This is a genomic window from Paenisporosarcina sp. P5_A11, from assembly GCF_056400705.1.
The window spans coordinates 1-24,595 of record NZ_JBFUKT010000036.1; the positions used below are offsets into that span (position 1 = coordinate 1).

The following is a 24,595-nucleotide window of genomic DNA, read 5'->3' on the forward strand; positions in this document are numbered from 1 at the left end:
CCACTAACAATTCCACGTGATGCAACTGTGTTGATTGCATCATAATATGAACTTGTTGGACTAACGTCAGGAAATCCTTTAGTCGATTCAGTTTCCATCCCGAGTAGCTTATACAGCATCAGCGCTGCATCCCCACGTGTGACTATAACTGAAGGATTGATTTTCAGTCCCGCGGCTATATATTCTACTTCCAACACATCCTTCATGTTCATGGAATATACGTCTTCATAGAACGTATTGTTCATTGACAAATCTGTATAAATCGACTGTCTTGAACTTGCTTCGGCTACCTGCGTGAATGATCCTGCTACCAGTATTCCCAGTGCAATTGAAGTCAACTTTCTTTTCATGTAAAACACTCCTTTAGTCTTTTTCGCCATGGCTTGTTGTACTAAATCCCATAGATCTTCAATTGTTAAAATCATATATCATATCGATTACCTAATGTTAATAATTTCCATAATCAATTATAATGTACTACTTTTTCAGTTAATCTATTATTTTTCTGATTTACATATTAAAACGCTACTTCTACATCCGAGACAACATAGAAAGGTGCCAGGCACTTTTCAAAAGGAAAATATAATAAGGAACTTGCCAATATATAAGATAAGTTCCTTTTAATTAGCTAAGTGATTTAATCAAGTTCCAATGTATTTACTAAGCTCAGCTGTATTTACATTAAAGTAATAAGTTTCTTTACCATTGACTAAAAATAGGTCGAATCCAAAACGTGGTTCTTTTCCTTTATGTTCAATCGTTACCACTTCTTCATTCCAGTTTTTTGGAATTGCATAGCGCAAGTATTCCATAGTTTGTTCAATCGTTAGGTTCAGTGGGTCATCCGTTAATAATCGCTCTACGTACGATTTGATTTTCCAAGACTCACCTTTTCGGATCAACTCGATTGTAGCACGGTGGCCGCCATTATAAACACCCGCTGGTACAATTGCCTCCAACTTTAATAATGTATTAGATTTCAAGAGAATTTCATACGGCAAAGCAAACTCAAAATTGTACATAAGACCTGGTCCATCACAACCATAGCAAGATGTTTCATAGAGAGCTAATGCATCTGATAAAAATGGATCCACAGTAAGGAGTGCCATGTCAGCAGAAATATTCGAAGCTTTCTGTTTCGGGTAATATTGTGCGAGTCCTTGGCTAAATACATTTCGAGATTTACTTATTGCTTCATTGACCGTATTTATTGTTTCATCATCATTGTAAGACAAACCAGGAACTTTCTTGTACGCACGATTCATGAAAGCTGCCATTTCACCACGTGTTAATTGTTTATCAGGTGCGAATGATGTTTTCGTCACACCAGCTGTTACCCCATTGCGGTATATGGCATCAACATAAGGCGCCCAACGTTCATTAACATCCGTAAATGGCACGGTTGCATTGGTATTGATCGTATATTCAAATGCACCTGCAAGAATGCGTGACATTTGAGAACGAGTTAATTTTTCTTTAGGACGGAAGGTCCCGTCTTTGTATCCACTAACAATTCCACGTGATGCAACTGTGTTGATTGCATCATAATATGAACTTGTTGGACTAACGTCAGGAAATCCTTTAGTCGATTCAGTTTCCATCCCGAGTAGCTTATACAGCATCAGCGCTGCATCCCCACGTGTGACTATAACTGAAGGATTGATTTTCAGTCCCGCGGCTATATATTCTACTTCCAACACATCCTTCATGTTCATGGTATATACGTCTTCATAGAAAGTATTATTCATCGACAAGTCTGTATAAATTGACTGTCTAGAACTTGCTTCAGCCCCTTGTGTGAATGATCCCGCCACCAATATTCCCAGTGCGATTGAAGCCAATTTTTTTTTCATGTAAAACCCACTCCTTTGATAATTTTTTCGAAGCATCACTTGTTATATTAAATCCCAATTTTTTAACAATTATGTTTCAATTATTACAATTATATATCATAAATATTACAAATAGTAGATATATCCAATAAATGAATATAATGTACTACTTTTTTCAATTAATCTTTTATTTGTTATTCGCATCTAAAAACGATTCACTACCCAGTCCAATAAAAAAAGTTGAACTTTGAAAAAATCTTCAAAGTTCAACTTATATTACTTTCTATATATATATCCGGTATTCCTTTCAAATAAATCAGTGGTTTTTCCGTTAATCAGAAACAGTTCATACCCTGTTACATTATCTTTTCCTGTATGTTGAATGGTTGCTACATCCTCTTGCCAATAAACAGGAACTGCATAAGTTAGAATGCGATTACCCCACTCCCCACTCCATTATTTTCGTATCGCCGCTTCATTGGCAGCATGCAACCCGACTTTATGATTTTGTTTCCAAATCCGATCCCAATACACAATCGGCACTGGCTTTTCACCTGTGTAAGGCCCGATTTCAACTGTTACGGCTGGGTTTTTGGTCTTTTGAATAAACCAATCTGTTGAAGCACCTGATCCTCGTTTATACATAGGGGACATCACCGAATATCCAGTGATTGCGCTCAATTGATTAACGTATTGTACGTCTCTCGCCAACTGCGCTTCTTGTTGGAACATGAACCAATACAATACTTGCCCTGCAGTATGATACGAAATATAAGATTTAAAATTATGCTTTTCTACAAAACTCTTTACAGCGACTGCTTCAGGTTCTGAAAAGACTCTCGGTCCACGGTATCCCATATAATTTGGTTTCTTGATAGTGCTGTTGATGAGACTCCAACCTGAATCGAAATTATCATTTAAGTCCACTCCTCGCACATTCGCTTTCCAGCGTGCAAAGTTTGTTGAACCATTAATGCGCGTTGCCAAATCACCATTCTTTACAGCGTTTTTGCCACCTTGTACAAGAGTGACACCGTCTGGATTCACCATAGGTACATACCAAATACTCGTTTGATCTAAAACTTTTCGCACATTATATCCAGCATATGAAGACTTATTTAAATAATGAAGGGAATAAGTATCAATCATTTCAAGTAACAAGTTTGTTGTCATGTGTTCTCGTGCATGCAAGGAACCATCCATGATGATTTCCTTTTTACCATTGCCCAATCTTAATGCATAGATGGCACGCCCTTCGACACTTTTCCCAATTACTTCGAGTTTTGTAAACTCAGGATACATACCAGCATACATCTGAAGCCAATAGGACATTTCACGGACGGAAATGTTTTTCTTCGGCTGCACCAAATTTGTGTGTTTGACGTTTTTCAAAGAAACATATGCTAAGGACCCCATAAAATCTATATAACCTAAGTTATTACGAATATTGGCTAAGCGAACAGTTTGTCCAGCTTTCAGTGTTCCAATATGTTGCCCTGCTCCGTTTATAACAGGAGCATTGACTTCTGTAATAACAGATGCTGGATAAACCACTTTCGGTATTGCATTCAGAGTGATTTCTTTTGCAGAAGGAAATGTATGGGATACTTCAACTTGATAAACTCGTCCATTCATTTCAATTTGATGCCAATTAGCCACTTGTTTGGTACGTTTAAAAATCATTCCTTTTTTTAAAGCTCCAAACTGATAGCGTTGTCGATTTTTCACTTCATATAAAGGAACATCTTTAAGCACTTCTATGAACATGGCTGGCTTCGCAAATTTGACCACAGCGTCAGCGCTTTTTAAGAATCCTTTGCGGCCCCCAACATTCACAACAAAAAATCCGTTTTCATAAGAAAGTGTTTGGACTGATTGTGTAAATTGACTACTGACGAGTACTTTGCTTGCCACATTCGCTTCACTGTATATGGTGAATGGTGCAACTGTATCAATCAATCTTGCTCGATCCAACGCTAACTGTGGCAAAGTTTGATCGACGGACTGAATCATAGATGCAGAAATAACAAAGTTCTTTCCTCCTATTTGTACCTTCACCCATTCTGCTTGAGGAGTTATAGAGAATTGGTATAAGCTATTCATTCCTTTTAATGAACCTACTGGTTTTTCAAGATTTTCTTCCGCATAATAAGGTACATCTTCTTGTAACAATTTTCCTGTAAGTAATGCTGTTTCCGCGTTTGCTAAATTTGGTAATAGAATCAAAAGCATTATCATAAAACTTATTGTCGAAAAAATACGCTTCATGCCATTCTCCCTTTTATTAATTATTTGTAATTTTAGTATAAAGGAAGAATTTTAGCAGATAAACATATATTCCAAAATGGTTCAAAAGCCTATCAAACAAAAAAAAGAGAATCCAAGTTAGATTCTCTTTCCATGTAAATAGGTTCTTATTTTTGGAATCCATCCACTAGTTTTTTTACATACTCCATATGTTCATCTACATTTTCGTCTGTCACATATACCCCAAAATCTTTCGGAACATCTGCTGACTCTCCTTGTTCGACTCGAGCAGCAATTAAATCGCCGATCTCAGGATAGAAATGATGACCATCGTAATAATTGTTAATATTGTTAGTCACTTCGTTTGGATACATGAAATTCCAAACACCACCGTAGACATCCACCAAGTCACGCAACCAAATTTCATATTCGTCTAGTAAATCAGTATAGACTAGCGCTTTAAAGAGTTCAGTTGAAATGGGTGTCGTGTATACAAGTTTTTCTGCTTCCGGATGTGTATCTCGCACGTTTGTCATGACTTCTTTATATTGAGGAAAATAAACATAGTGTTCCCCATAAAACGTATCTTCAAATTTTGTGATTTTATTTACTGTTTGCTTGAATGTTTCTTCCTCTGTTAATTTCTTAGCAAAGGCATTGCCTTGTCGGTTGTATAAACGATCTCTCGATATCTCGTCACTTGAGGATAATTTGAAATTATCTACCGAATATTTTAGGACGTCATAAGAAAGTAAATTTTTTGCTCGATAGAATGGTTTTTCTACTTTCGCTTCATAATTTGCAATGGATCGTGGAGCACTGGCTTCTTGTGTGCTTGATTTGAAAAAATCGACACCTAGAATAACTCGCTTATAGTCTGGATTTTGCTTGAAAGAATACATCATCATAGACTGATACTCTCGCATGGATAAGTTCGCTACCGAGTAGTTGTAGACATCCCATTTCTTAAATCCGGTGGTATGAATATAGGTGCTTCGGCTACTGCCGATTAATAAGGTATTAGCTGATTTTGGAACATATTGTTGATTGGCGGTCTTTTGTTCTCGTTCATCAGTTACTATTTGTACATCATTATAAGCATGTGCATGTCCAAAATTCCATAGTGGATCCATCCAATAATTGAATGACACTATAGTTAACGTCAACGTGGCGAAAATCGCCATGACCGTTATGGTAAACTTTTTATCGTTCATGGAATCTCCTCCTAGAAATTAAAGTACAAGAATTCACTTACATTTTGAAGCTGCGTGACACTATAGAATAATAATAGAGCAACAAAAATCGCCATTGTAATATTGCGCTTTTTTTGTTCCATAATTTCCATTGAATTTTTAGCAAACCACACCAATAACAATCCAAAGACGACACTGATCAGTAACATACTAATATTATCGGCAAATGGCATTGTGATAAACCTTTCAGCACTAATTCCTGGGAAGAGTTCTCTGGTTGCTACAGGTAAATACACTCCATTGAAGCCAAACATCGCTTTTAGAACCGTGATAGCTTCACCAAATGACACAGCTCTGAAAAATACCCACGCAAGATGAACAAACAAAAATGTCGTCGCCCAAGCTAATATTTTAGGCATGTGATAACCAGCACGTTTCCACCATCTGCAAATTACACTGGCAAGTCCATGCATGACGCCCCAAACAATAAATGTCCACCCAGCTCCATGCCAAACGCCACTGACTAAGAAAATGATAAAAATATTGATGTAGGTCCGTGCCGAGCCTTTACGATTTCCGCCAAGCGGGATATATAAATAAGTCGTTAAGAAATTCGAAAGTGTAATATGCCATCTTCTCCAAAAGTCTTGGATATCCAGTGCTTTATAAGGAGAGTTAAAGTTAATAGGCATAACGACATTGAATAATAGAGCAAGACCAATGGCCATATCAGAGTATCCACTAAAGTCGAAATACAGCTGTAGTGTATAAGAGAAAGTGGTGATCCAGCTGTCTACAAATGTCAAAGCTTCCACATTGCTATAGCCCGTGTTGGCCCACTCTGCGAACATATCGGCTATCCCCACTTTTTTAAATAAACCGATGGCAAAAATCATCAGCCCTTTTGAGATGTTTGAATAATTCACATAATAGGTTTGCTTTTCATTAAATTGTGGAGCTAATTGCTTATGATGAACAATCGGGCCTGCAATAAGATGCGGAAAGAATGACACGAAAAGACCATAATTTAAGAAACTATATTCTTTCGTTTCCGAACGATATGAGTCGATTAAATAGGCAATTTGTGTAAATGTGTAAAAACTAATAGCGAGTGGTAACAAAATTTGTAGTAACGGAAGATTGGTGTCGAATATACCGTTTACATTCTTAATAAAGAAATCAAAATATTTATAGTAAGACAGTAATCCTACATTAAACACAATACCGACGATTAAAATTGGTTTCCGTAAATTCGGTTTTACATTTTTCCCTAAATATGATCCTATAACATAGTTAATTACCATTGATATCAATACTAGTGGTAGGTAAGCAGGGTTCCAATATGCATAGAAAAAGAGAGAAGCAACTAACAGCCAAGCTTTTGCAAATGGAATATGTATGCGACCGATTAAGTAATAAAGAGCTAACACGATCGGTAGAAAGACAAATATAAATTCAAACGAATTAAAAATCACAAGAAGTCACCTTCAGTCTAAAAAATTTCACTACTTGCCTATTCTATCAAAGTCTATGTGAAAGTTATAGATTCTTTTTGTGTACAAGTTAGATAAAGAGAAGGGAATTTTAAACGAATTTAATATCTCACGTTTCTTTAACTCTTATATAACAAAAAAATCCCGCCTTAATGAGCGGGATTTCTTCTTACTATAAACTCTCTTATCCTTTGAACTACTCCAACTACACCAGCTCCTGCAAAAATAAACAAAAATGGTAATAACGGTTGATTATACCGAGGATATGCGAAGAATATGTTATTTAATACTGTAAAGTAGGCAATCAACGAACCGACAAATATCCATTCTTTCCAACGTCTTGGATAAACAAGTAGTGCAATACAGCTGAACAAGAATAAATAGACAATCGTTTTTTTGTAGATTATTTGCATCCTATCTAAAGGCACATCAAGGATTTCAATCCAGTAAAATGGAGAACTCCATTGAACTACTGTTTTTAATTTAATATATGTTTCCCAAAACCACTTTGGTTCCGTTTCACGAATCAATTTCATTCGTTGTTGTGCTACTTCTCTTTGTGCTTCTTGAATCGCATAACGAGTTTCCCCTTGCATTGCTAAATCTATTTCAGCTACAACCTCTTTATAAGTAGGAGTGAATTTGTAGCCATGGCCTTGATATGTTCCAAGGAGCAATGGGTTACCTGCTCCACCTGATAACGGGATGAATTCATCGTAATGGATATAGTTTCGTATCCACCAAGGACTCATAATCAGGACCAGTAAGAATGCAGCTACGCCAAATTGTTTTAAAGCAAGTTTCCACGGGTATTTTTTCAAAATAAAATAAATTAACAACAATATAGGTAATAATGCGATTGTCGGACGGAAATATAGCATAAATAAATACAATCCGATCACCCAGTAAAACCACTTCATTCGTGGCTCGTCCGCCAGTCGGAATGAAAAATAAAAGAAACCTAAAAATGCAGCTGTAAAAGGAGCTTCGGTCAGCACTAAGTTATCCGTCAAAATTTGAGGTATATAAATCGCTAGTAAAAACGCGCCAATCCATCCAACAAATCGATTGAATAAATAACGACCTATTGCATATGTAAGGCTAATTGACACGAGACCAAATGAAATCATCATCAATTTGATGAAGGTCATACTTATTTCGTTATAGCCAAGCACCAAAAAAGGTGACAATAAATAAGTAATGCCAGGCAAAATATGTATGGTTGGTTCCTCTGGATTATAATAAGTAATACCGTTTCCTTTTAAAAACTCAATGGTACTATTGATATACCCTTTATCATCACTATCGATACTTAGCAAAGGTCCTTCTGTGATTAAAACTATTAAACGTAAACTAAATCCTAACAATAATATAAATAATAATCCCTTATGTCTTAATAGCCTATTCATAAATTAACATAATTCTCCTTTAAATTGTATATTCATATAATATTACCATTTATTATGTGATTTGTATGTTAAACTTAATTTATGAATAATTTACAAGGTGAGTGGAAAAATGAAGAAAAATATACTGATTATCATTCCAGCTTTTAATGAAGAAGAAGCAATAGTACAAACAGTTCAGTCTTTATTATCATTAGGTTCGTACGATTACCTTATAGTCAACGATGGTTCGACGGATCGAACAAGGAAAATTTTACAAGAAAATTACTACAACCATGTTACATTACCAGTAAACCTTGGGATAGGTGGAGCGATGCAAACTGGGTACAAATACGCAGAGCGTCACGAATACGATTATGCGATCCAACTAGATGCAGATGGGCAGCATAATCCCCAAGATTTAAAAAAGCTAGTGAATACTATCCAAACAACAAACGCTAACATGGTTATCGGGTCACGCTTTGTAGAAAAGACCTCCTATAAAGGAAGTTATTCTAGACGAGCGGGAATTTACTATTTTTACAATATGATTCGAATTATTTCAGGCGTCAAAATCTCCGATCCTACTTMAGGGTACCGAATTGTAGACCGTGATGTCATTCGATATTTTGCAAATGAATATCCAGTTGATTATCCAGAAGTTGAAGTCATTGTTAAACTTACACGAAAAAAAATGAAAATCATTGAAGTACCTGTTGAAATGAGCTCCAGACAAGGTGGCGTTTCTTCAATCACCCCAACAAAATCTATCTATTATATGTTCAAAGTGACGTTTTTTTCTGTCATTCGATCATATTTGTAAGGAGGCGTGCACATGGTTCAAATACTGGTTGTAGTTGCAGCTTTATTATTTCTTATTCAAGTCATCTTTTTAACATCAAAAAACAAATTAAACGATCAACAAGCATTTATTTGGTTAATTTTCGCTATTTTAGGCGTCTTGTCTGCTTTTATACTCCCATGGTTCAATACTTTATCATTAGAGTTAGGCATCCTTTACGCACCTTCATTGATTATCATGTTTGCCTTTTTAGTCGTCCTTTCATTTTTGGTCTATCATACAACTGTAATTTCCATACAAGAAAAGAAAATGAAAACACTGATTCAAGAAATGTCATTTTTGCAAAAAGAAATTCGCGAGTTACATGAAAGTGAGCAATTGAAATGAGCTTAACGCATTTTTTCTTAATCTTACTTAACACGTTGATTTTGGTAAGCGGTCAATTCCTATGGAAAATAGGCATGATGAAACAAGAACCTTCGTTCTCTTCAGTCGGTAAGATCATTAAACTTTTATTTTCACCATATATTTTATCAGGATTGACTCTCTATGGATTTGCCACAGTATTATGGCTCTTTATTTTGACACGCGTTCCATTAAGCGTTGCCTACCCTGTACAATCCCTAGCATACATTTTCGCAGTATTTGGTGCCTATTTCATCTTTAACGAGCCTCTTGGATGGACGAAAATTGCTGGAGTCCTTTTGATCATGGTTGGGGTCTCATTGATTGGTTTTGGTGGACAAGGGAATTAATTAAACTAGCAAAGAGCGGCTATCCCATTTTAAGGCTGCTCTTTTTTGTCTTTTGAGAAGAATTGAATAAAAGTAAATAATATCAGTACTTGAATATGTACCTAATTATTTATAACAAATCTGATCTTCATGGAGATCAAAAAAACCAGCAATCATGCGGACTGACCCCATAGAGGCTGAGACAAATAAAAACACCTTTACGTTGAAATTAGGGTATATAATACCTAAATCCAACTTGGAGGTGTTTTTCTATGGGTACAAGAGTTAGTTATCCGGTGGAAGTAAAAGAAGAAGCAATACGATTGAGATTGGCGGGCGTTCCTGTAGCTGATGTGATGGAGAGTCTCGGCATAAAAAATAAGACACAATTAAAAACTTGGATGAAATGGTATCGAAACGGAGAAATACACCGTTTTCAACAACCAGTTGGTAAACAATATACCTTCGGTAAAGGACAAGAACACGTCGATGAATTGGAGAAGCTAAAGGCGGAGAATCGCTATTTAAAACAACACATTGAGGTTTAAAAAAGTACAAAGAGTTGGGGTACCAATAGCGCTACAAGCATTTAAAGAGCTTAAGAAAACAATGACCATTACAAAAATATGTCGCTTATTAAGCATTCCAAGATCAACCTATTATAGATGGAGAGAATAGTTTACGAATGAGTTGAAGAAAACTGATTTAGAAAACAAAATTGGTTTACTTTGTAAGGAACATCAATTTTCGTATGGTTACCGTAAAATCACGGGACTTTTACGTAAAGCAACTGGCAATCATACCACATTGCAGATAATCTTTTAAAACAGGATTTCAAAGCTAATAAACCTTTTAAAAAGTTAGTGACCGATATCACATACTTCCCTTTTGGTCAGAAGATGCTTTATCTTTCAAGCATCAAAGATTATACAACGGTGAGATCGGCGTATTTACGATAGCAGACAGACAAGGTGTTAATCTAGTCTTAGATACATTATATCAATTGCCACCCTCACTGGTAGCTTGTACTCTTCATAGTGACCAGGGGTCTGTATATACGTCTTATGCCTATCAAGCCGAAATAAAAGAAAAAGGCATTACCATGAGCATGTCCCGAAAGGGAACGCCCGCTGATAATGCCCCGATTGAATCCTTCCACTCGTCTTTAAAGTCGGAAAGGTTCTATCTTCACAATATTACTCGGACTACGACGGCAATCGTAGAAAGTATCGTGAAAGACTACATTTATTATTATAACAATATCCGAATTCAAACAAAATTAAACAACCAGTCACCGGTAGGTTACAGGCAACTGGCTGCTTAAAATAAAGGTGTTTTAACCCTGTCTCATTTTAAGGGGTCAGTCCCATGTGATTACTGGTTTCTCATTTTAATTTTGGAACATTAATGATAGAAGAATAATCTTACATTCAAAGTGGGTTAATTATTTTTGGTCATCAATTATTAATACACTTTTACGGTATTTATTTGGGAATCAAGATTTATTTATAAGTCTAGAAACTATTTGTAAAGTTATAAAATTCTAGTCTTTGTCTTCTATCAATTTTTCTCGAACACTTAACATAGCTAAGATAGCAGCAATGTAGATTGACACAGCGGGTGCTGTAAACACATGGCCTGCTGTGTAGGCGATTCCCACTGCCAGCAAAAAGGCAACACCATACAAAATATACAAATAGGTAAAGTGTGTTTTGATATTGCTAATGAAATGGAATAAGAACTTCCCAGTGTACCAGAAGAATGGACCCATTAAATAGATAAAACCAATCCATCCAAAGGAATAAAATAAATCATGAAAATCCATTTCAATCATTTTCAAATCTTTGCCTGGTTCAGGTTCTACATAGTTACCTGCAAAACCCATTCCGAACAATTGTTGAGATATAGGAGACGCGTTAAAAACAATATTAAACTCTCTTTCATACTTTTCTCTTGAACTGAAAATTAGATTTTGAATTTGTTCATCCGTAATAGCAGGTTCATCTACAATTTCTACCCCATTGTCATCCAACACAGGTTCTTCATCGGTAGAATCTCCTATATCAATATTCAGAATTCCTAAGTGAGCGTACATATTTCCAAATACAGGTGTAAATGGTGTTGAAGCTGCTAGTAAAACAATTAAACCAAATGAAATGATTAAGTTAGATTTTACTTGATCTGTTTTGAGTCGCATAAACACATACATAATGATACTTCCAATTAACACAGAAAGAAGTACGACTAAAATTCCACCGTAACCAACTTTGGTTCCTAAAGCTAGCATACCTAGAGATAACATCACAAACGGAATCCAAAACCAAGGCTTTTTAACCTCTGAGGTGCGTTCAATTGCATAAAGTGCAAGAATCGGTAAAACGATTGCCATGATTGCACCAATTTCATTGCCTGCATAGAACCAACCAGAATAACCTACTTTGGTGTGAGCATAGTTTGGTAAACTAGTTCCAGTAACTTGAGCGATGATAAATATTGCTCCAATGATTAATCCAGATAGCCACATATACTTCGTTGTATGCTTTTCAATATCCCAATCACGTGATTGCAATTGTTTGTAGACAATCATAAAGCCAAGAAAAACGATATGGAAGTAGACGACTTTATTAAAGAACTTTAACTCTTGGAATAAATAGTAAGGGTTTTTAACATCCATATTTATGTAGATGTTTATTCCAATTACAATTGCAAGGCCAACTAAGTATACTATGTATCCTCGTGCCAATTTATTCGAACGGGCCATCCATATTAAGAATACACCCATCAACGCCATATAAGCAAAGCGCAGGACTAAGCCAATTGTTATGCTTGAATTTAAAAGTAAGATTGATCCTGCTGTTAATACATCAAGAACTGGTTGGAGTATAAGAAACGAGACAAAGTAGATTAAAAATTTAGTTTGATTCATAACGAGTTAAAGTCCTCTTTCATTATTTATTAGATTCAATTCTTTGAAAATAGCAGATAATCTCGATTGAATCGCAGATTGTTCATATTGTAAAGCAGTTGTGTATGCTGCTAGTGAAATGGCTGCATACTTGTCAGGAGTCAGATCATCGAATTTATTGAACAAATTTTTTAACTGAACAGCGTCACCTGGTGTAAACAACCACCCGTTTTGACCATCTTGAACATAATCAAGAATTCCTCCGATTGCACTTGCAATTATTGGAGTTTGACAAGCCATTGCTTCAAGACCTACAAGACCAAGGCTTTCCCCTTTACGAGTAGTTGGAAAAACGAACACCTCAATAACTGAATATATATTTGCTAAGTCAGATTGTTTCATAAGTGGAAAATGAACAATGACATCTTCAATGCCTAGTGATTTTGCAAGCTCTTTAAATTCATCATCATCTTTACCTGAACCTACTGCAATAAAACGAGTGCGCTGTCGTTCTTGAGGTTTTTCATCTATGTAAAATGAAATCGCTCTTAAATAATGATCCCAGCCTTTGCCCACATCGAGACGACCTACATACCCGAAATATCTGAAGGCAGGGTCTAAATCTAAGTGAGATAAAACCTCTTTTCGTTCAGGTTTTTTGGGGTAGAATACTTCGGCATTGACACCGCCTGATGGGAAAACTCGAATCGGTGTAGTCACTTCATATTTTTGTTGTACTAATTTTTCGTAGTAGTGTGAAGGTGTAATAATGAGTGAAGATTGTTGCAGCAATTTCTTAACTGATGGTTGGTATTTCTGTTGTGAAGGTACTTCTGGTACAACATCACTACCATGTACATTTGTTACAATCCGAACGGAAGGCTTAAGTTTTTTCAACCACAATAGAGGCATTGCGTTATGAGAAGCATAGTGGACATAGATAGCATCGTAGTTTCCGCTCATTCCTTTAGCCAGGATTTTGCTGTAATACAAGGCATATCCAATCATCTTGGAAACTTTCGTCGTCTTCTTCTTCAAAACAGCTCTGTCGACTTGAAAGCCTTCATTTAGCAATATATTTTCTGTATTTTTTACGAATACACCATAACTAGGAAATTCAGATGATGGATACATATTGGCAACTAACAGTATTTTCATCATTCATCCTCCATTCCCCAAAAGTAAGTAAGGAAATCGCATCTTCTCGCGATGCCTTACTCATACTGTGCGATTTTTTTCTTCATGAATGCAATTAACTCATTTTTCAAATCTGGACGTTGAAGAGCAAATTCTAAAGTCGTTTCAACAAATCCAAGTTTTTCACCTACATCAAACCGATTTCCTTCGAATGCGCAGGCATAAACCGATTGTTCAGCGTTTAGCTTTTCAATGGCATCGGTTAACTGGATTTCACCACCTGCACCTACTTCCATTTCATCTAAATACTTAAAGATTTCGGGAGTAAACACATATCTACCGATAATCGCCATATTAGAAGGTGCTGTACCTTGCGTCGGCTTTTCTACGAATTTACGAACTTTGTAACGCGAACCTTGTTGTTCTGAAGGGTCAATTATTCCATAGCGATGTGTTTCAGACTCTGGAACTTCCATTACACCTATTACGGAAGAAGCCGTTTCTTCATAGTTGTCTATTAACTGCTTTAAACAAGGAGTCTCTGATTGGACTATGTCGTCACCTAGCAATACAGCAAATGGTTCATCACCAATAAATTTTCGTGCAGTCCATACTGCATGACCTAAACCTAAAGGTGCTTTTTGACGAATGTAATGAATTTCAACTTTTCCTGAACTTTGAACTTCTTCAAGTAAGTCAAACTTCTGTTTTTCATGTAATTGACTTTCGAGAAGTGGTGCAGAATCGAAATGATCTTCAATTGCACGCTTGTCCTTCCCAGTTACGATAATGATATCTTCAATACCTGAAGCAATCGCTTCTTCTACAATATATTGAATCGTTGGTTTATCTACTATAGGTAGCATTTCTTTTGGCATTGCTTTTGTAGCAGGCAAGAAACGTGTACCTAAACCTGCTGCAGGAATAATTGCTTTACGGACTTTTTTCATAAATCAATGCCCTCCCTTAGTTTTTCGAATCCCCAAGAAGATATACATCAAAGCCAGCAGACTCCCACTTTTCACGATTGATACAGTTTTTTGTATCGATTATGATGTGGTTCGTCATATGCGTTTTTATTTTTTCAGGATCCATGTCTTTAAAAGATTGATGGTCCGTTAAAATTAAAATAGCTGATGCTTGGTTCAACGCTTCATGTTGATCTTGAGTTTGTTCAATTAAATTGTTGTCTTTAATATGCGGATCGAATGCTGATAAGTTCAATTGACGTTCTCTAAGTTGTTCTATCACGTCAACCGAAGGACTCTCACGCATATCATCAATATTTCCTTTAAACGCTAGTCCGAAAACAGCAATCTTAGGATTTTTAACCCCTTTGGCATTTAAAATGTCTGCTGTTAACTGCGCTGTGTAAGAAGGCATACCATCATTTGTTTTGCGCGCTAAGTGAATAATATTTGCTTGCTCTGGATCTAGTTCTACTAAGAACCAAGGATCAACTGCGATACAGTGACCACCTACACCTGGACCTGGCATATGAATGTTTACTCGTGGATGGAAATTAGCCAGTTTAATGGCTTCCCAAATGTTAACACCAATATTTTGTGCGATTTTAGCCAATTCATTAGCAAATGCGATATTCACGTCACGATATGTGTTTTCCATTACTTTTACAAGTTCAGCCGTTGTTGCATCTGTTTCATGCATGGTTCCTTTTACAAATGATTTGTAAAGATCCGTGGTTTGTTTAGCAGATTCTTCATTAATACCGCCAATAATCCGGTCATTCGAAACTAATTCTTCAAATACACGCCCCGGAATGACGCGTTCGGGAGAATGTGATACCAACAGCTCAGTACCAATTTCAAAGTTGGTTTTATACAGTTCAGGCAACATTACATCTTGCACTGTACGTGGAGGCACTGTACTTTCTAAAATAACCAAATTCCCTTTTTCTAAGAACGGTACTGTCGAAGCTGTAGCAAGACGCACATATTCTAAATCAGCGGTTTTGTCTGATTTAATCGGAGATGGAACGGCGATGATAAAGATGTCAGCTTTGATAGGAGTAGTTGAAACTGTTAATGAACCAGTATCAATTGCTTTATCAAGTCGTTCTTGTAATCCGTTTTCTTCGATATGTAACTGTTTATTTTGTATCATATTTACTGCCTTTTCGTTTACATCTACACCGTGAACCTGATGTCCGTTGTTCGCAAACATTACTGCCGTCGGTAATCCTATATAACCTAGGCCGACTACGCAAATGGATTTTTTCATGAGTGTGCTCCTTCTGTTCTGATTTGAAAAATTATGAGTTTCTTCTATAAATAAGTGTATGTAATTGTGCCAGTTCCACTTAGATTCTTCTTACTTATAAATTGCTAAGCTATTTCTTACCTACTAATACACGCCATAAGAAAATCGGCAAGTTCAGTTGGCGTTTAATGCGAGATGGATTACTTCCAAGTCGGTATAACCATTCTAACCCAAACTTACGAAAAAATGCGGGTGCTCTTTTTACCATTCCTGAAAACACATCAAAACTACCACCAACTCCTTGAAAAACAAGAACGCTTGGCAGGTTCATGAGGTTTCTTTTTATCCATAATTCTTGTTTAGGACTACCCAATGCAACGAATAAAATTTTGGCACCACTATCATTAATACGTTGAACTAAAGCTACTTCATCTTTTTCATAGCCATTCGTATAGCCTGCTACAAGTAATAATGGTCGTTCTTTTTTAATTTCAGCAATCGCTTTGGTAACTACTTCTTCTTTTGCACCATAAAAATAAACAGAATGGCCATTAAGCGCTGCAAAGTCGAGCAACTTCCCCATCATATCTACCCCAGTTACACGAGAAGTAATCTTCCCACCTTTTAGTTTAGATGCCAATAGGACTCCAACACCATCTGGGATTTGAAATGTTGATTCATTAATGAGTGTTTTGACTTGTGGATCCTGATTCGCTACTATTACTTTTTCTGGATTCACTGCAATAATCGTCGACTGCTCATGAACAATCATTCTTTTTTCTATTTCGTTCACAATTTCTTCATATGTTAATGGCGATACTTCTACGCCTAAGTATGTTTCTTTCACTTTTTACACCCTCAATTCGTTCACTTTCAATTGATATAGTATAGCAGATTCTTTGTTTAGTTGCATAGCATCCGTTACAAGTGATAAAATTTGGACATGTGATGCTTTCACCTTTGCGTGGAAGCTTTTGTTATGAGGATGTTCAATCAGCACTTTTATGCTTTTGATTGAACACACATTTTAAGGAGGACTTCATTTGAAAATTGTACTATCCGGCTTTTACGGTCTTGGCAACACAGGAGACGAAGCTATCCTAAAAGCGATCGTAGATAATTTGCGTTCTGAATTAAATAATCCCGATATCACTGTGTTTTCTTTGTCACCTGAACAAACGGCAAAAGAACATGGCGTAAAATCTATATATCGTGGATGGAGACATCAGAATAAAGAAAAAGTAAACGCTTTGCGAAATGCTGATTTATTAATTTCTGGAGGTGGTGGGTTACTTCAAGACACCTATCCAACTAAATTTTTATTCGGTCCTCTTCCTTATTATTTACTAATTGTGTTATTAGCAAAACTTTGTGGAACAAAAGTAATGTTCTTTTCACAAGGGATTGGACCTGTCACTTCGACTTGGGGGAAAATCCTCATGAAATCATTAGCTAATTTAGCTGATTTTGTAACGGTCCGTGATCAATATTCGAAAGACTACTTACATTCCTTAGGTGTAAAACGTCCTGAGACGGTTGTTACTGCAGATATCGTATTTGCTTTTCGTGCGGATGAAGAAGACTCAGCGTATCAATCACTTCCTTTAAAAGGTAACGAAAAAATAGTCGCAGTCACTGTGCGCCCTTGGTTTGAACATCCGGACTATATAGAAAAAATGGCGCACATGTTGGACGAGTTAATTGAACAACGCGGAGTGACACCCGTATTTGTTCCAATGGAAGGAAAGTACGATGTGCCAGCCTCAAACGACGTATTGTCGCATATGAGACACGCAGACAAAACATTTATGCTTGGCTCAGATTTCTCACCAAATCAGTTCTTAAATTTCATTCGCCATGCTGACTTAACAGTAGGCTTAAGATTGCATGCATTAATTTTCTCAGCACTTAGTGACGTTCCTCATTTAGGCTTTAGTTATGATAAAAAAGTAGAGAGTTTCTTAATGCGTTCTGGCATGTGGGATTACTCTTTCCGTTTGGGTGAAATTGATGAAGTGAAACTTCTTGAAAACGCTCTTTACTTATTAGATAACAAAGAACTTGTACAACAAACAATGAAACCTAATGTTGACCAACTTCGTCGTGAAGCTATGCGCAACTTAGATTTACTAAAAGAGAAATTTGGAAACTAAAGGAGATTGTCATTTATGAAAATTTTATTAGTCACGTCGTATGACTATCCTCATTTAGGTGGTCTATCGACTCACATGACAACTTTACAAGCAGGTCTTGAAGCTCGAGGCCATCATGTGGATACATTATCATTCTCTGATGTTCCGAAATGGAAACGGGATTTTATTGCACGTGGTCCTTCTTTCATTTTAAATAAGATGTCTTTAGGTGCTGGTTACGTGTGGACATTAGAGCGTCGTCAAGACTTTTTGGAACAAATGTTACTTGAAGAAAAATATAAAGCTTATGACATTGTCAACGCTCAAGATGTATTTGCTACACGTGCTTCTATTGCAGCTGGTCTTCCAACTGTAACGACCGTTCATGGGTATTTAACATATGAAGGTATCTCTAAAGGATCTGTTGCAGAAGGATCTAAGCATGCAGAAAAGCTGATGTCAGTTGAACGCAGTGGCTATACAACAACTCGAGAAGTAATTACCGTGGATACACGTATTAAAAATTATGTGAAACGTGAAACCGGAGTTGACGGAACGATGATTAAAAACTTTATTGATGTTGATTCCTTTAAACCTGAAATTGAACATCGCCGTGAATTCCGAGACAAATATGGTATAAATCAAGATGAACTAGTTTTCTTTGTACCGCGTCGATTAACTCGTAAAAACGGAGTTATTTATCCAGTGTTATCATTCCCTCCTGTTCTTGAGAAATTCCCGAACGCTCGAATAGTTTTTGCCGGGACAGGTGAAATGTTCGATGAAATTAAAGCTAAGGCAGTTGAATTAGGTGTTGCAGACAACGTTACATTACTAGGTGCAGTCGCACATAAAGATATGATTGAGTACTTTGCTCTAAGTGACGTTGTCTTAGTTCCTTCTATATTAAGTGCAGGTGTTGAAGAAGCAACTTCGATTTCAGCGCTTGAAGCGATGGGGTCAGGAGTTCCTCTTATTGCTTGTGCTGTCGGTGGATTAAAAGAAATTGTCGATCACGAAAAAGACGGACTTCTTGTAGAAGAGCAAAATGTAGAAGATTTATCTAACGCCATGATTTACCTACTTGAAAATCCACAAGAAGGTTCACAGTTAGCACTTGCTGCAAGAACCAAAATTATCGAACAATATTCACACTACGCTGCAGCAGAAAAATATGAAAGTATTTATAAGCGAGCGGTTTCTAAATAATCTAAAGCTCCTTGCAGATTTGCAAGGAGCTTTTCTAAGTATGAGGTGGATAAAATAGTGAGTAGTTTAAAAAAAGCAGCCTTGTGGACTACCGGCCTTGCTTTGTTGTTAAAGTTATCAGGATTTGTAAGAGAAGCGATTGTCGCACGAGAATTTGGAGCATCTAATGAAACGGATGGCTATTTCCTTGCTTTTGGTTTTATTACACTAGTAGTAGCCATGATTTCTACTGGTTTTAATAATGTTTTTCTACCTTTATATATAAAGCGTAAAAAATTGGGGTTAGATTCTGGCGAACAAAATGCAAATGCCTTACTTAACACAACGATGATTATCTTTGGTTTTATAAGTATTATTGGCTGGTTTTTTGCTAAACAGTTTGTGCCCATCATTTATCCTAATATGAAACCTGGAATCGCACCATATGCCGTTGAAATGACGCAAATATTCTTTGCATTTATGGTACTTATAGCATTAAGTGGATTGTTAGATTCGTATTTACAGTCACGCCGTATTTTTGTGCCTTCCCAGTTAGCAAAACTATTAGCAACTTTAATGGCTGCCATTTTCGCCTTGTTGTTTAGTGATATGTGGGGAATCTATTCATTAGTTTATGGGTTTGTATTCGGGACGATCTTAGGTCTAATTATTCAATTAATCTTCTTAGGCCGCTCTGATTACAAATGGCGCTTAGATTTTAAAATGGAACAGGATTTCAAAAAAGCTTTTGTCATATTGATTATTCCTTCTTTATTAAACTCTGTTGTCGGTCAAATCAACTTATTTGTCAATAAAGCTTTCGCTTCTGGTGAAGGTGTCACAAATGGTGCCGTTACTTATTTAAATAACTCTTCATTGCTCGTAAGTATTCCGAATGCTATCTATGCAACGACACTTGCGGTAATCATCTTCACGTTAATGAGCGAACAAACGGAGGATTTAAAGAAATTTAAAAATACTTTTTTCCGAGGGATGGAGATATCGCTAGTTACTCTCCTCCCCATTGCTATTGGTTTATTAGTAGTAGGGGATGCTGCAGTATCATTTATTTTCGAACGAGGAAAGTATTCAGCAGAAGATACAGCAAATACGTATCTTGCATTACTATGGTACTTACCTATTATCGTCTTCCAAGGTATGCAGTTAATCTTATCCAAGTCGATGTATGCACGTGGTAAAACAGCTGTTGTGTTMCGTATAAGTGTCACAACGATCTTAATAAACTTCCTATTAAACTGGTGGTTAGTGGATGACTATGGCTATCCTGCTTTAGCATTCGCAGCATCAGTTGTCAGTGTCTATTATTTCACCGTTTCGATGATTGTAGTTTATAAGGACTTAGGAATGGAAGAGTTTAACCGCTTTGCACGAATGAGTGTTCGAGTCATCATTCCAGCTGTACTTATGGGATTGGTTGTCTGGGGTGCTAAAGTCGTATTAGGTACTGAAGCTTGGTACTCGTTGCTGCAGTTAGCGGTATTGGTGCCTATGGGCATTGTTGTTTATGCAGTAGCATTGAAAATAACATATCCAACTGGTTTTAATCGTATGTTGAGCATGGTGAAAAGATCAAAATAATGTGTTTGGATCTTTAGGCAATCATACTGATAGTTTTTAAAATTAACTCCTATATTTAGAATTTGTCTCTTGGTTATCTGAAAAAGCAAAAATATCGTAATTGCTCTAAATATAAATAACCTCACCCACAAATATGTGGGTGAGGTTATTATTTTATTAGTAGGAAATAGTATTTACTACATCAGATCTGATATAACCATACTTAGTAGATAACTTATCAGAAAACACTTTATACCATTCAAAACCATCTTCACCTTTAACCGTCTCTACAACGGTCATTGGAAAACCTAAAGGATATGAAATTGGTGGATTATCTGAATAGACTCCATTATGTTTTCGAGCATACGTAAAGAGAATAGGGMTATTAGTAGAAGCTGCTACTCGAACATTTGTAGTTGAATCTAATTTAGTTAAAGCAATCTTTTTATAAGATTTATAGTCTCTTCCACCCAATGCCAAGTCAATCGAATACATGTGACCCGCTGCTTTACTTCCCCATGATGGATCAGTTGCATAGCGGACATTAAAGCCCGAGGTTTTATTACCAAAAGCCGCACCATTCGAACGGAAATCAACAGGTTTATTGGAACTTCCTGGTTCAATATAGCCAGGATTTAAAAACTTATCTACTAAATGCAATGCACTTAAATCCGGTGAAGCAAATGTTCCTTCTGTGGGACACAATTTGCTTAAGGAGTCTATTTTATACAAACCAAACAAATTGTTACATACTTGTGAAGTCTCACTCATGCCATAATCGCCTTCATGAATAGCTAGAGATAAAATCATCAGTGCATTTATACGTTTTTCATCTTCTAACTTTTTCAAAAATGTGCCTAAACCAATTAATTTGGACTTTTTAGTTGCATCTTTATACTTCGTTGGATTTTGCACTTCTTTCTCTGCTAATACTTTCATAATATATGCATCGATTTCTGAAGCTGAATATTTTGTCTCTGAACGTACAGAAAGGAACTGGAAGTAAGGGAAATGTGTACCGATTCCTTGTCCTTTGTCATTCATAAAATGAACACCATCATGACTATAATACGTAAAACCAGATGTCATAAATGACGGTGCAGGACCTACTGCATAACTTCCAGCACTATTTGTTCTGAAATTGTAAACTCTATGAATTAATGTTCCCCCTTGACCAACAGAATATGAATCTCTTCCTTTAGCAAGTACAGAGGGTACTAATTCTGTTTCTGAGTGTTTCACATAACCCACAGTTGCTCCAACTTGTACTTTAATAAATTTATCGTTTGAGCCCATGTATCTCATTTCTCTGCCTGATTCAATTCCTGTTACAGAAGTTCTAAAACCGTAGGAATCATTATAGTCTAAATAGACAGTGGTTGCGTCAGGATTTCCATTTGCAGCTTTTTTATTACCAAAAGCAAAACCATTACGAACACGAATCAATTCATTCTCTTTATAAAATCCTTGATATTTAGTATTTTCACTAAATACTTTCAAAGCTTCATCATAGGTTTTATATGTTGTTTCAGTTTTGACTAGTTCATTATTATTAATTACAGCTAACTGATACAAATTTGGATCCACTTCTACTGGAGGAACATAGGTTTCCTTTGCTTTCAATAGACGAATAATGAAAGCAGCAGCCTGAGCACGTGTAGCATAAAAATCAGGTTTAAAATTGTAAGTCAACTGTCCATTTATCGTTTCATCGTATCCACTAATGATTTTGTATGTAATAGAATTATATACAGCATTCAACGTAACTGAAGTCATTGAGTTCGCATCCGCAAAATCCATACGAGTTGGATTTAATTCCATTTCACTATAAGTAAGTGCATTTTGAATTGTGATAGCGACTTGTTCACGTGTAATCGGCGCTTCTGGATTAAACGTATTATTTAAACTACCAATCATAATACCGGCATTAGCAACTGCATAAATCGATGGAGCTAATTTCGAATCCGGTCTTACATCTATAAAGCTTCCTGTTGAAGTGGGTAGCTTCAAAGCTCGTTCCATGAATGCTGCAAATTGGCCTCTAGTAACTTGTTCTTCTGGACGGTATTCACCTTCGGCATACCCAAAGAGAATGCCTCTTTCTACAGCTTCTCTCATTTCTAGTTCCAACTTGCCCGAAATGTCATCAGCTTTTGCCGTCATAGTAGTCAATAACACGTTAATTACCAACGTTAACATGACAACAAGAAGTATAACCTTTCTTATATGTATCATTTTCATTTCCTCCAATTATTGTGACTATTTCCATTTTAATAGAAAAGTAGGTTTAATAAAAGGAAAATTGGGTAATTTATGAATAGATAAAGACTATTACCCATATTATAATAGAAATAAAAAAGCCATTCGTCTATGGTGGGACGAATGACTTCTATTTGAAATGGTATTATTTAGTTGCCATTGCCTTATATAAGGCTGATGCAAAATCAGCACGGTTAGCATTTACAGAACTTGATGTTTGGTACACTGTTGCTTTATTAAATGCACGTTTCAGAATTGCATTTAATTCATTCTTTGTTATTGTTTCATACATTCCAAACTTCCCTGAATTATATCCAAAAAGAATACCGTTTTCATTCATTGCGGCAATATCTTTTGCAAATGAGTGGTTAGATGCAACATCAGTAAATGTTACCTTTTTTGATGGAGTTAATTTCAACACTCTGTTAATCATTGCTGCTGCTTGACCACGTGTTACCTCAGTTTTTGGACGGAAATTTTGATTTTCATATCCATAAATCACACCGTTAATGTTTAATGATTTGATTGCTGTATAAGCAGGATGATTCGATGCAACATCCACAAAGTTACCATCTGTTACCGGTGGCAAGGACGGTTTTGGTGCAGATACCGTTGTTACAGTTGACTTAGCGATTCTTTTTGCCCCTATGTAATATTTTCCCCAGTAATAAGGGTCATTTATGCTAACAATTGCAATACCTTTTGAAGATGTTGCAGAGATGAACTGATTATTTCCAACATAAATTCCAACGTGAGACGTGTATCCTAAGTTATTAAAGAATACTAAATCTCCAGCTTGTAAATTTGATTTGGAGACTGACGTCCCCTCGCTGTATTGAGAAGCAGCTGTTCTAGGTAAAGTGATACCTGCTTTGTTGTATACATAAGATGTATATCCTGAGCAATCAAATCCGGATGTAGTCGATCCACCGTATTGATATTTGATACCTAGTAATGGTTTGGCGTAGTCCACAATTTCATTTCCTGTTGCAGCACTGGCTTGAGTCGTCATAAATGGCGCTACTGAAATCAATAACACAGTGATGATCATCTGAATAATACGTTTCTTCATTTTCCACCTCATATAATAATTTTATATCTAAATCCTTACATGTTTCTATGTTTTTCAACCTTATGTATCATGTTTCTATGATTTACAACCTATTTTTAATAATATCAGATATTTCGCGAAACTTACTTTACGATTACATTACAATTGTATTACAAGAAACTCAACTAAAAGAAAGGAGTCAAAGCACTAGCTTTGACTCCTTTCTTTTCTATTTAAACATATTAGGCGCTTCAGCACGTGCAACAAAGACACTGAATGAAAACCTTGTCATATATTGATTTGCATGGAAAGTTCCATTTGTATAACCAACTGTTATGCCTGATTGCACAATTGCTCGAATTGAATCGTAACTCTTCATTACAGAAGTGATATCTGAAAATGGATTTGCTTTTGACGCATCCAATTGTAAATCATACAT

The 24,595-nt window shown here is 36.2% G+C and carries 20 protein-coding genes and 1 pseudogene; 7 read left to right on the plus strand and 14 right to left on the minus strand.

Annotation, left to right across the window (positions count from 1 at the left end; all coding sequences use genetic code 11):
• The 6 genes from AC1DOS_RS07970 to AC1DOS_RS07995 form a co-directional block, all read right to left on the minus strand.
• On the minus strand, window positions 1-350 hold a 350-nt coding region (locus AC1DOS_RS07970), incomplete at its 3' end, for an S-layer homology domain-containing protein (RefSeq protein WP_477537054.1).
• A 291-nt stretch (window positions 351-641) separates the two neighbouring features.
• A complete protein-coding gene (locus tag AC1DOS_RS07975) occupies window positions 642-1,853 on the minus strand; it encodes an S-layer homology domain-containing protein (protein ID WP_477537055.1) in 1,212 nt (403 codons plus the stop codon).
• 435 nt (window positions 1,854-2,288) lie between these two features.
• Window positions 2,289-4,100, minus strand: a complete 1,812-nt coding sequence (locus AC1DOS_RS07980) for a M14 family zinc carboxypeptidase (protein WP_477537056.1) — start codon at window positions 4,098-4,100, stop codon at window positions 2,289-2,291.
• 146 nt (window positions 4,101-4,246) lie between these two features.
• Window positions 4,247-5,293 carry a hypothetical protein gene (locus AC1DOS_RS07985; protein ID WP_477537057.1) on the minus strand — a complete coding sequence of 349 codons (1,047 nt, stop codon included), beginning with the start codon at window positions 5,291-5,293 and terminating at the stop codon, window positions 4,247-4,249.
• A gap of 11 nt (window positions 5,294-5,304) precedes the next feature.
• Window positions 5,305-6,747 (minus strand): MBOAT family O-acyltransferase, encoded by a 1,443-nt coding sequence (locus AC1DOS_RS07990; RefSeq protein ID WP_477537058.1) that lies wholly within the window; start codon window positions 6,745-6,747, stop codon window positions 5,305-5,307.
• A 167-nt stretch (window positions 6,748-6,914) separates the two neighbouring features.
• On the minus strand, window positions 6,915-8,174 hold the full coding sequence (locus AC1DOS_RS07995; protein ID WP_477537059.1) for an ArnT family glycosyltransferase: 1,260 nt from the start codon (window positions 8,172-8,174) through the stop codon (window positions 6,915-6,917).
• A 109-nt stretch (window positions 8,175-8,283) separates the two neighbouring features.
• Here AC1DOS_RS07995 and AC1DOS_RS08000 point away from each other — a divergent pair, with 109 nt between their 5' ends.
• The 4 genes and pseudogenes from AC1DOS_RS08000 (at window position 8,284) to AC1DOS_RS08015 (ending at window position 11,010) form a co-directional block, all read left to right on the plus strand.
• On the plus strand, window positions 8,284-8,973 hold the full coding sequence (locus AC1DOS_RS08000) for a glycosyltransferase family 2 protein (RefSeq protein WP_477537060.1): 690 nt from the start codon (window positions 8,284-8,286) through the stop codon (window positions 8,971-8,973).
• A gap of 12 nt (window positions 8,974-8,985) precedes the next feature.
• A complete protein-coding gene (locus tag AC1DOS_RS08005) occupies window positions 8,986-9,339 on the plus strand; it encodes a DUF2304 domain-containing protein (RefSeq protein WP_477537061.1) in 354 nt (117 codons plus the stop codon).
• Window positions 9,336-9,707, plus strand: a complete 372-nt coding sequence (locus tag AC1DOS_RS08010; RefSeq protein WP_477537062.1) for an EamA family transporter — start codon at window positions 9,336-9,338, stop codon at window positions 9,705-9,707. Before AC1DOS_RS08005 ends, AC1DOS_RS08010 begins: the two co-directional genes overlap by 4 nt.
• A 251-nt stretch (window positions 9,708-9,958) precedes the next feature.
• Window positions 9,959-11,010: pseudogene (locus AC1DOS_RS08015) on the plus strand (IS3 family transposase).
• A gap of 219 nt (window positions 11,011-11,229) precedes the next feature.
• On the opposite strand, the gene AC1DOS_RS08020 reads toward AC1DOS_RS08015, so the two are convergent.
• The 5 genes from AC1DOS_RS08020 to AC1DOS_RS08040 form a co-directional block, all read right to left on the minus strand.
• The gene (locus AC1DOS_RS08020) at window positions 11,230-12,612 is read right to left on the minus strand and encodes an O-antigen ligase family protein (protein ID WP_477537063.1); all 1,383 of its coding nucleotides are present in this window, start codon (window positions 12,610-12,612) and stop codon (window positions 11,230-11,232) included.
• A 6-nt stretch (window positions 12,613-12,618) separates the two neighbouring features.
• A complete protein-coding gene (locus AC1DOS_RS08025; protein WP_477537064.1) occupies window positions 12,619-13,749 on the minus strand; it encodes a glycosyltransferase family 4 protein in 1,131 nt (376 codons plus the stop codon).
• A 56-nt stretch (window positions 13,750-13,805) separates the two neighbouring features.
• Window positions 13,806-14,678, minus strand: coding sequence for a UTP--glucose-1-phosphate uridylyltransferase GalU (gene galU / locus AC1DOS_RS08030; RefSeq protein WP_477537065.1), 873 nt, complete (start codon window positions 14,676-14,678; stop codon window positions 13,806-13,808).
• 16 nt (window positions 14,679-14,694) lie between these two features.
• The gene (locus tag AC1DOS_RS08035; protein ID WP_477537066.1) at window positions 14,695-15,969 is read right to left on the minus strand and encodes a nucleotide sugar dehydrogenase; all 1,275 of its coding nucleotides are present in this window, start codon (window positions 15,967-15,969) and stop codon (window positions 14,695-14,697) included.
• Between the two features lie 109 nt (window positions 15,970-16,078).
• Window positions 16,079-16,795: a WecB/TagA/CpsF family glycosyltransferase gene (locus tag AC1DOS_RS08040; RefSeq protein WP_477537067.1), complete on the minus strand. Its 717-nt coding sequence runs from the start codon at window positions 16,793-16,795 to the stop codon at window positions 16,079-16,081.
• A 196-nt stretch (window positions 16,796-16,991) separates the two neighbouring features.
• Here AC1DOS_RS08040 and csaB point away from each other — a divergent pair, with 196 nt between their 5' ends.
• Genes csaB through murJ form a run of 3 tightly spaced genes read left to right on the plus strand, consistent with a single transcriptional unit; the run spans window position 16,992 to window position 20,867 of the window.
• The gene (csaB, locus tag AC1DOS_RS08045) at window positions 16,992-18,101 is read left to right on the plus strand and encodes a polysaccharide pyruvyl transferase CsaB (RefSeq protein ID WP_477537068.1); all 1,110 of its coding nucleotides are present in this window, start codon (window positions 16,992-16,994) and stop codon (window positions 18,099-18,101) included.
• A 15-nt stretch (window positions 18,102-18,116) separates the two neighbouring features.
• The gene (locus AC1DOS_RS08050) at window positions 18,117-19,289 is read left to right on the plus strand and encodes a glycosyltransferase family 4 protein (protein WP_477537069.1); all 1,173 of its coding nucleotides are present in this window, start codon (window positions 18,117-18,119) and stop codon (window positions 19,287-19,289) included.
• A gap of 57 nt (window positions 19,290-19,346) precedes the next feature.
• Window positions 19,347-20,867, plus strand: coding sequence for a murein biosynthesis integral membrane protein MurJ (gene murJ, locus AC1DOS_RS08055; RefSeq protein WP_477537070.1), 1,521 nt, complete (start codon window positions 19,347-19,349; stop codon window positions 20,865-20,867).
• A 156-nt stretch (window positions 20,868-21,023) separates the two neighbouring features.
• Here murJ and AC1DOS_RS08060 read toward each other — a convergent pair whose 3' ends face one another.
• The 3 genes from AC1DOS_RS08060 to AC1DOS_RS08070 all read right to left on the minus strand — a co-directional run.
• Window positions 21,024-23,081 (minus strand): S-layer homology domain-containing protein, encoded by a 2,058-nt coding sequence (locus tag AC1DOS_RS08060; RefSeq protein WP_477537071.1) that lies wholly within the window; start codon window positions 23,079-23,081, stop codon window positions 21,024-21,026.
• A gap of 169 nt (window positions 23,082-23,250) precedes the next feature.
• Window positions 23,251-24,177: a C40 family peptidase gene (locus AC1DOS_RS08065; protein WP_477537072.1), complete on the minus strand. Its 927-nt coding sequence runs from the start codon at window positions 24,175-24,177 to the stop codon at window positions 23,251-23,253.
• A 208-nt stretch (window positions 24,178-24,385) separates the two neighbouring features.
• Window positions 24,386-24,595 (minus strand): S-layer homology domain-containing protein (locus AC1DOS_RS08070; RefSeq protein ID WP_477537073.1); only part of this gene is annotated, 210 nt, incomplete at its 5' end.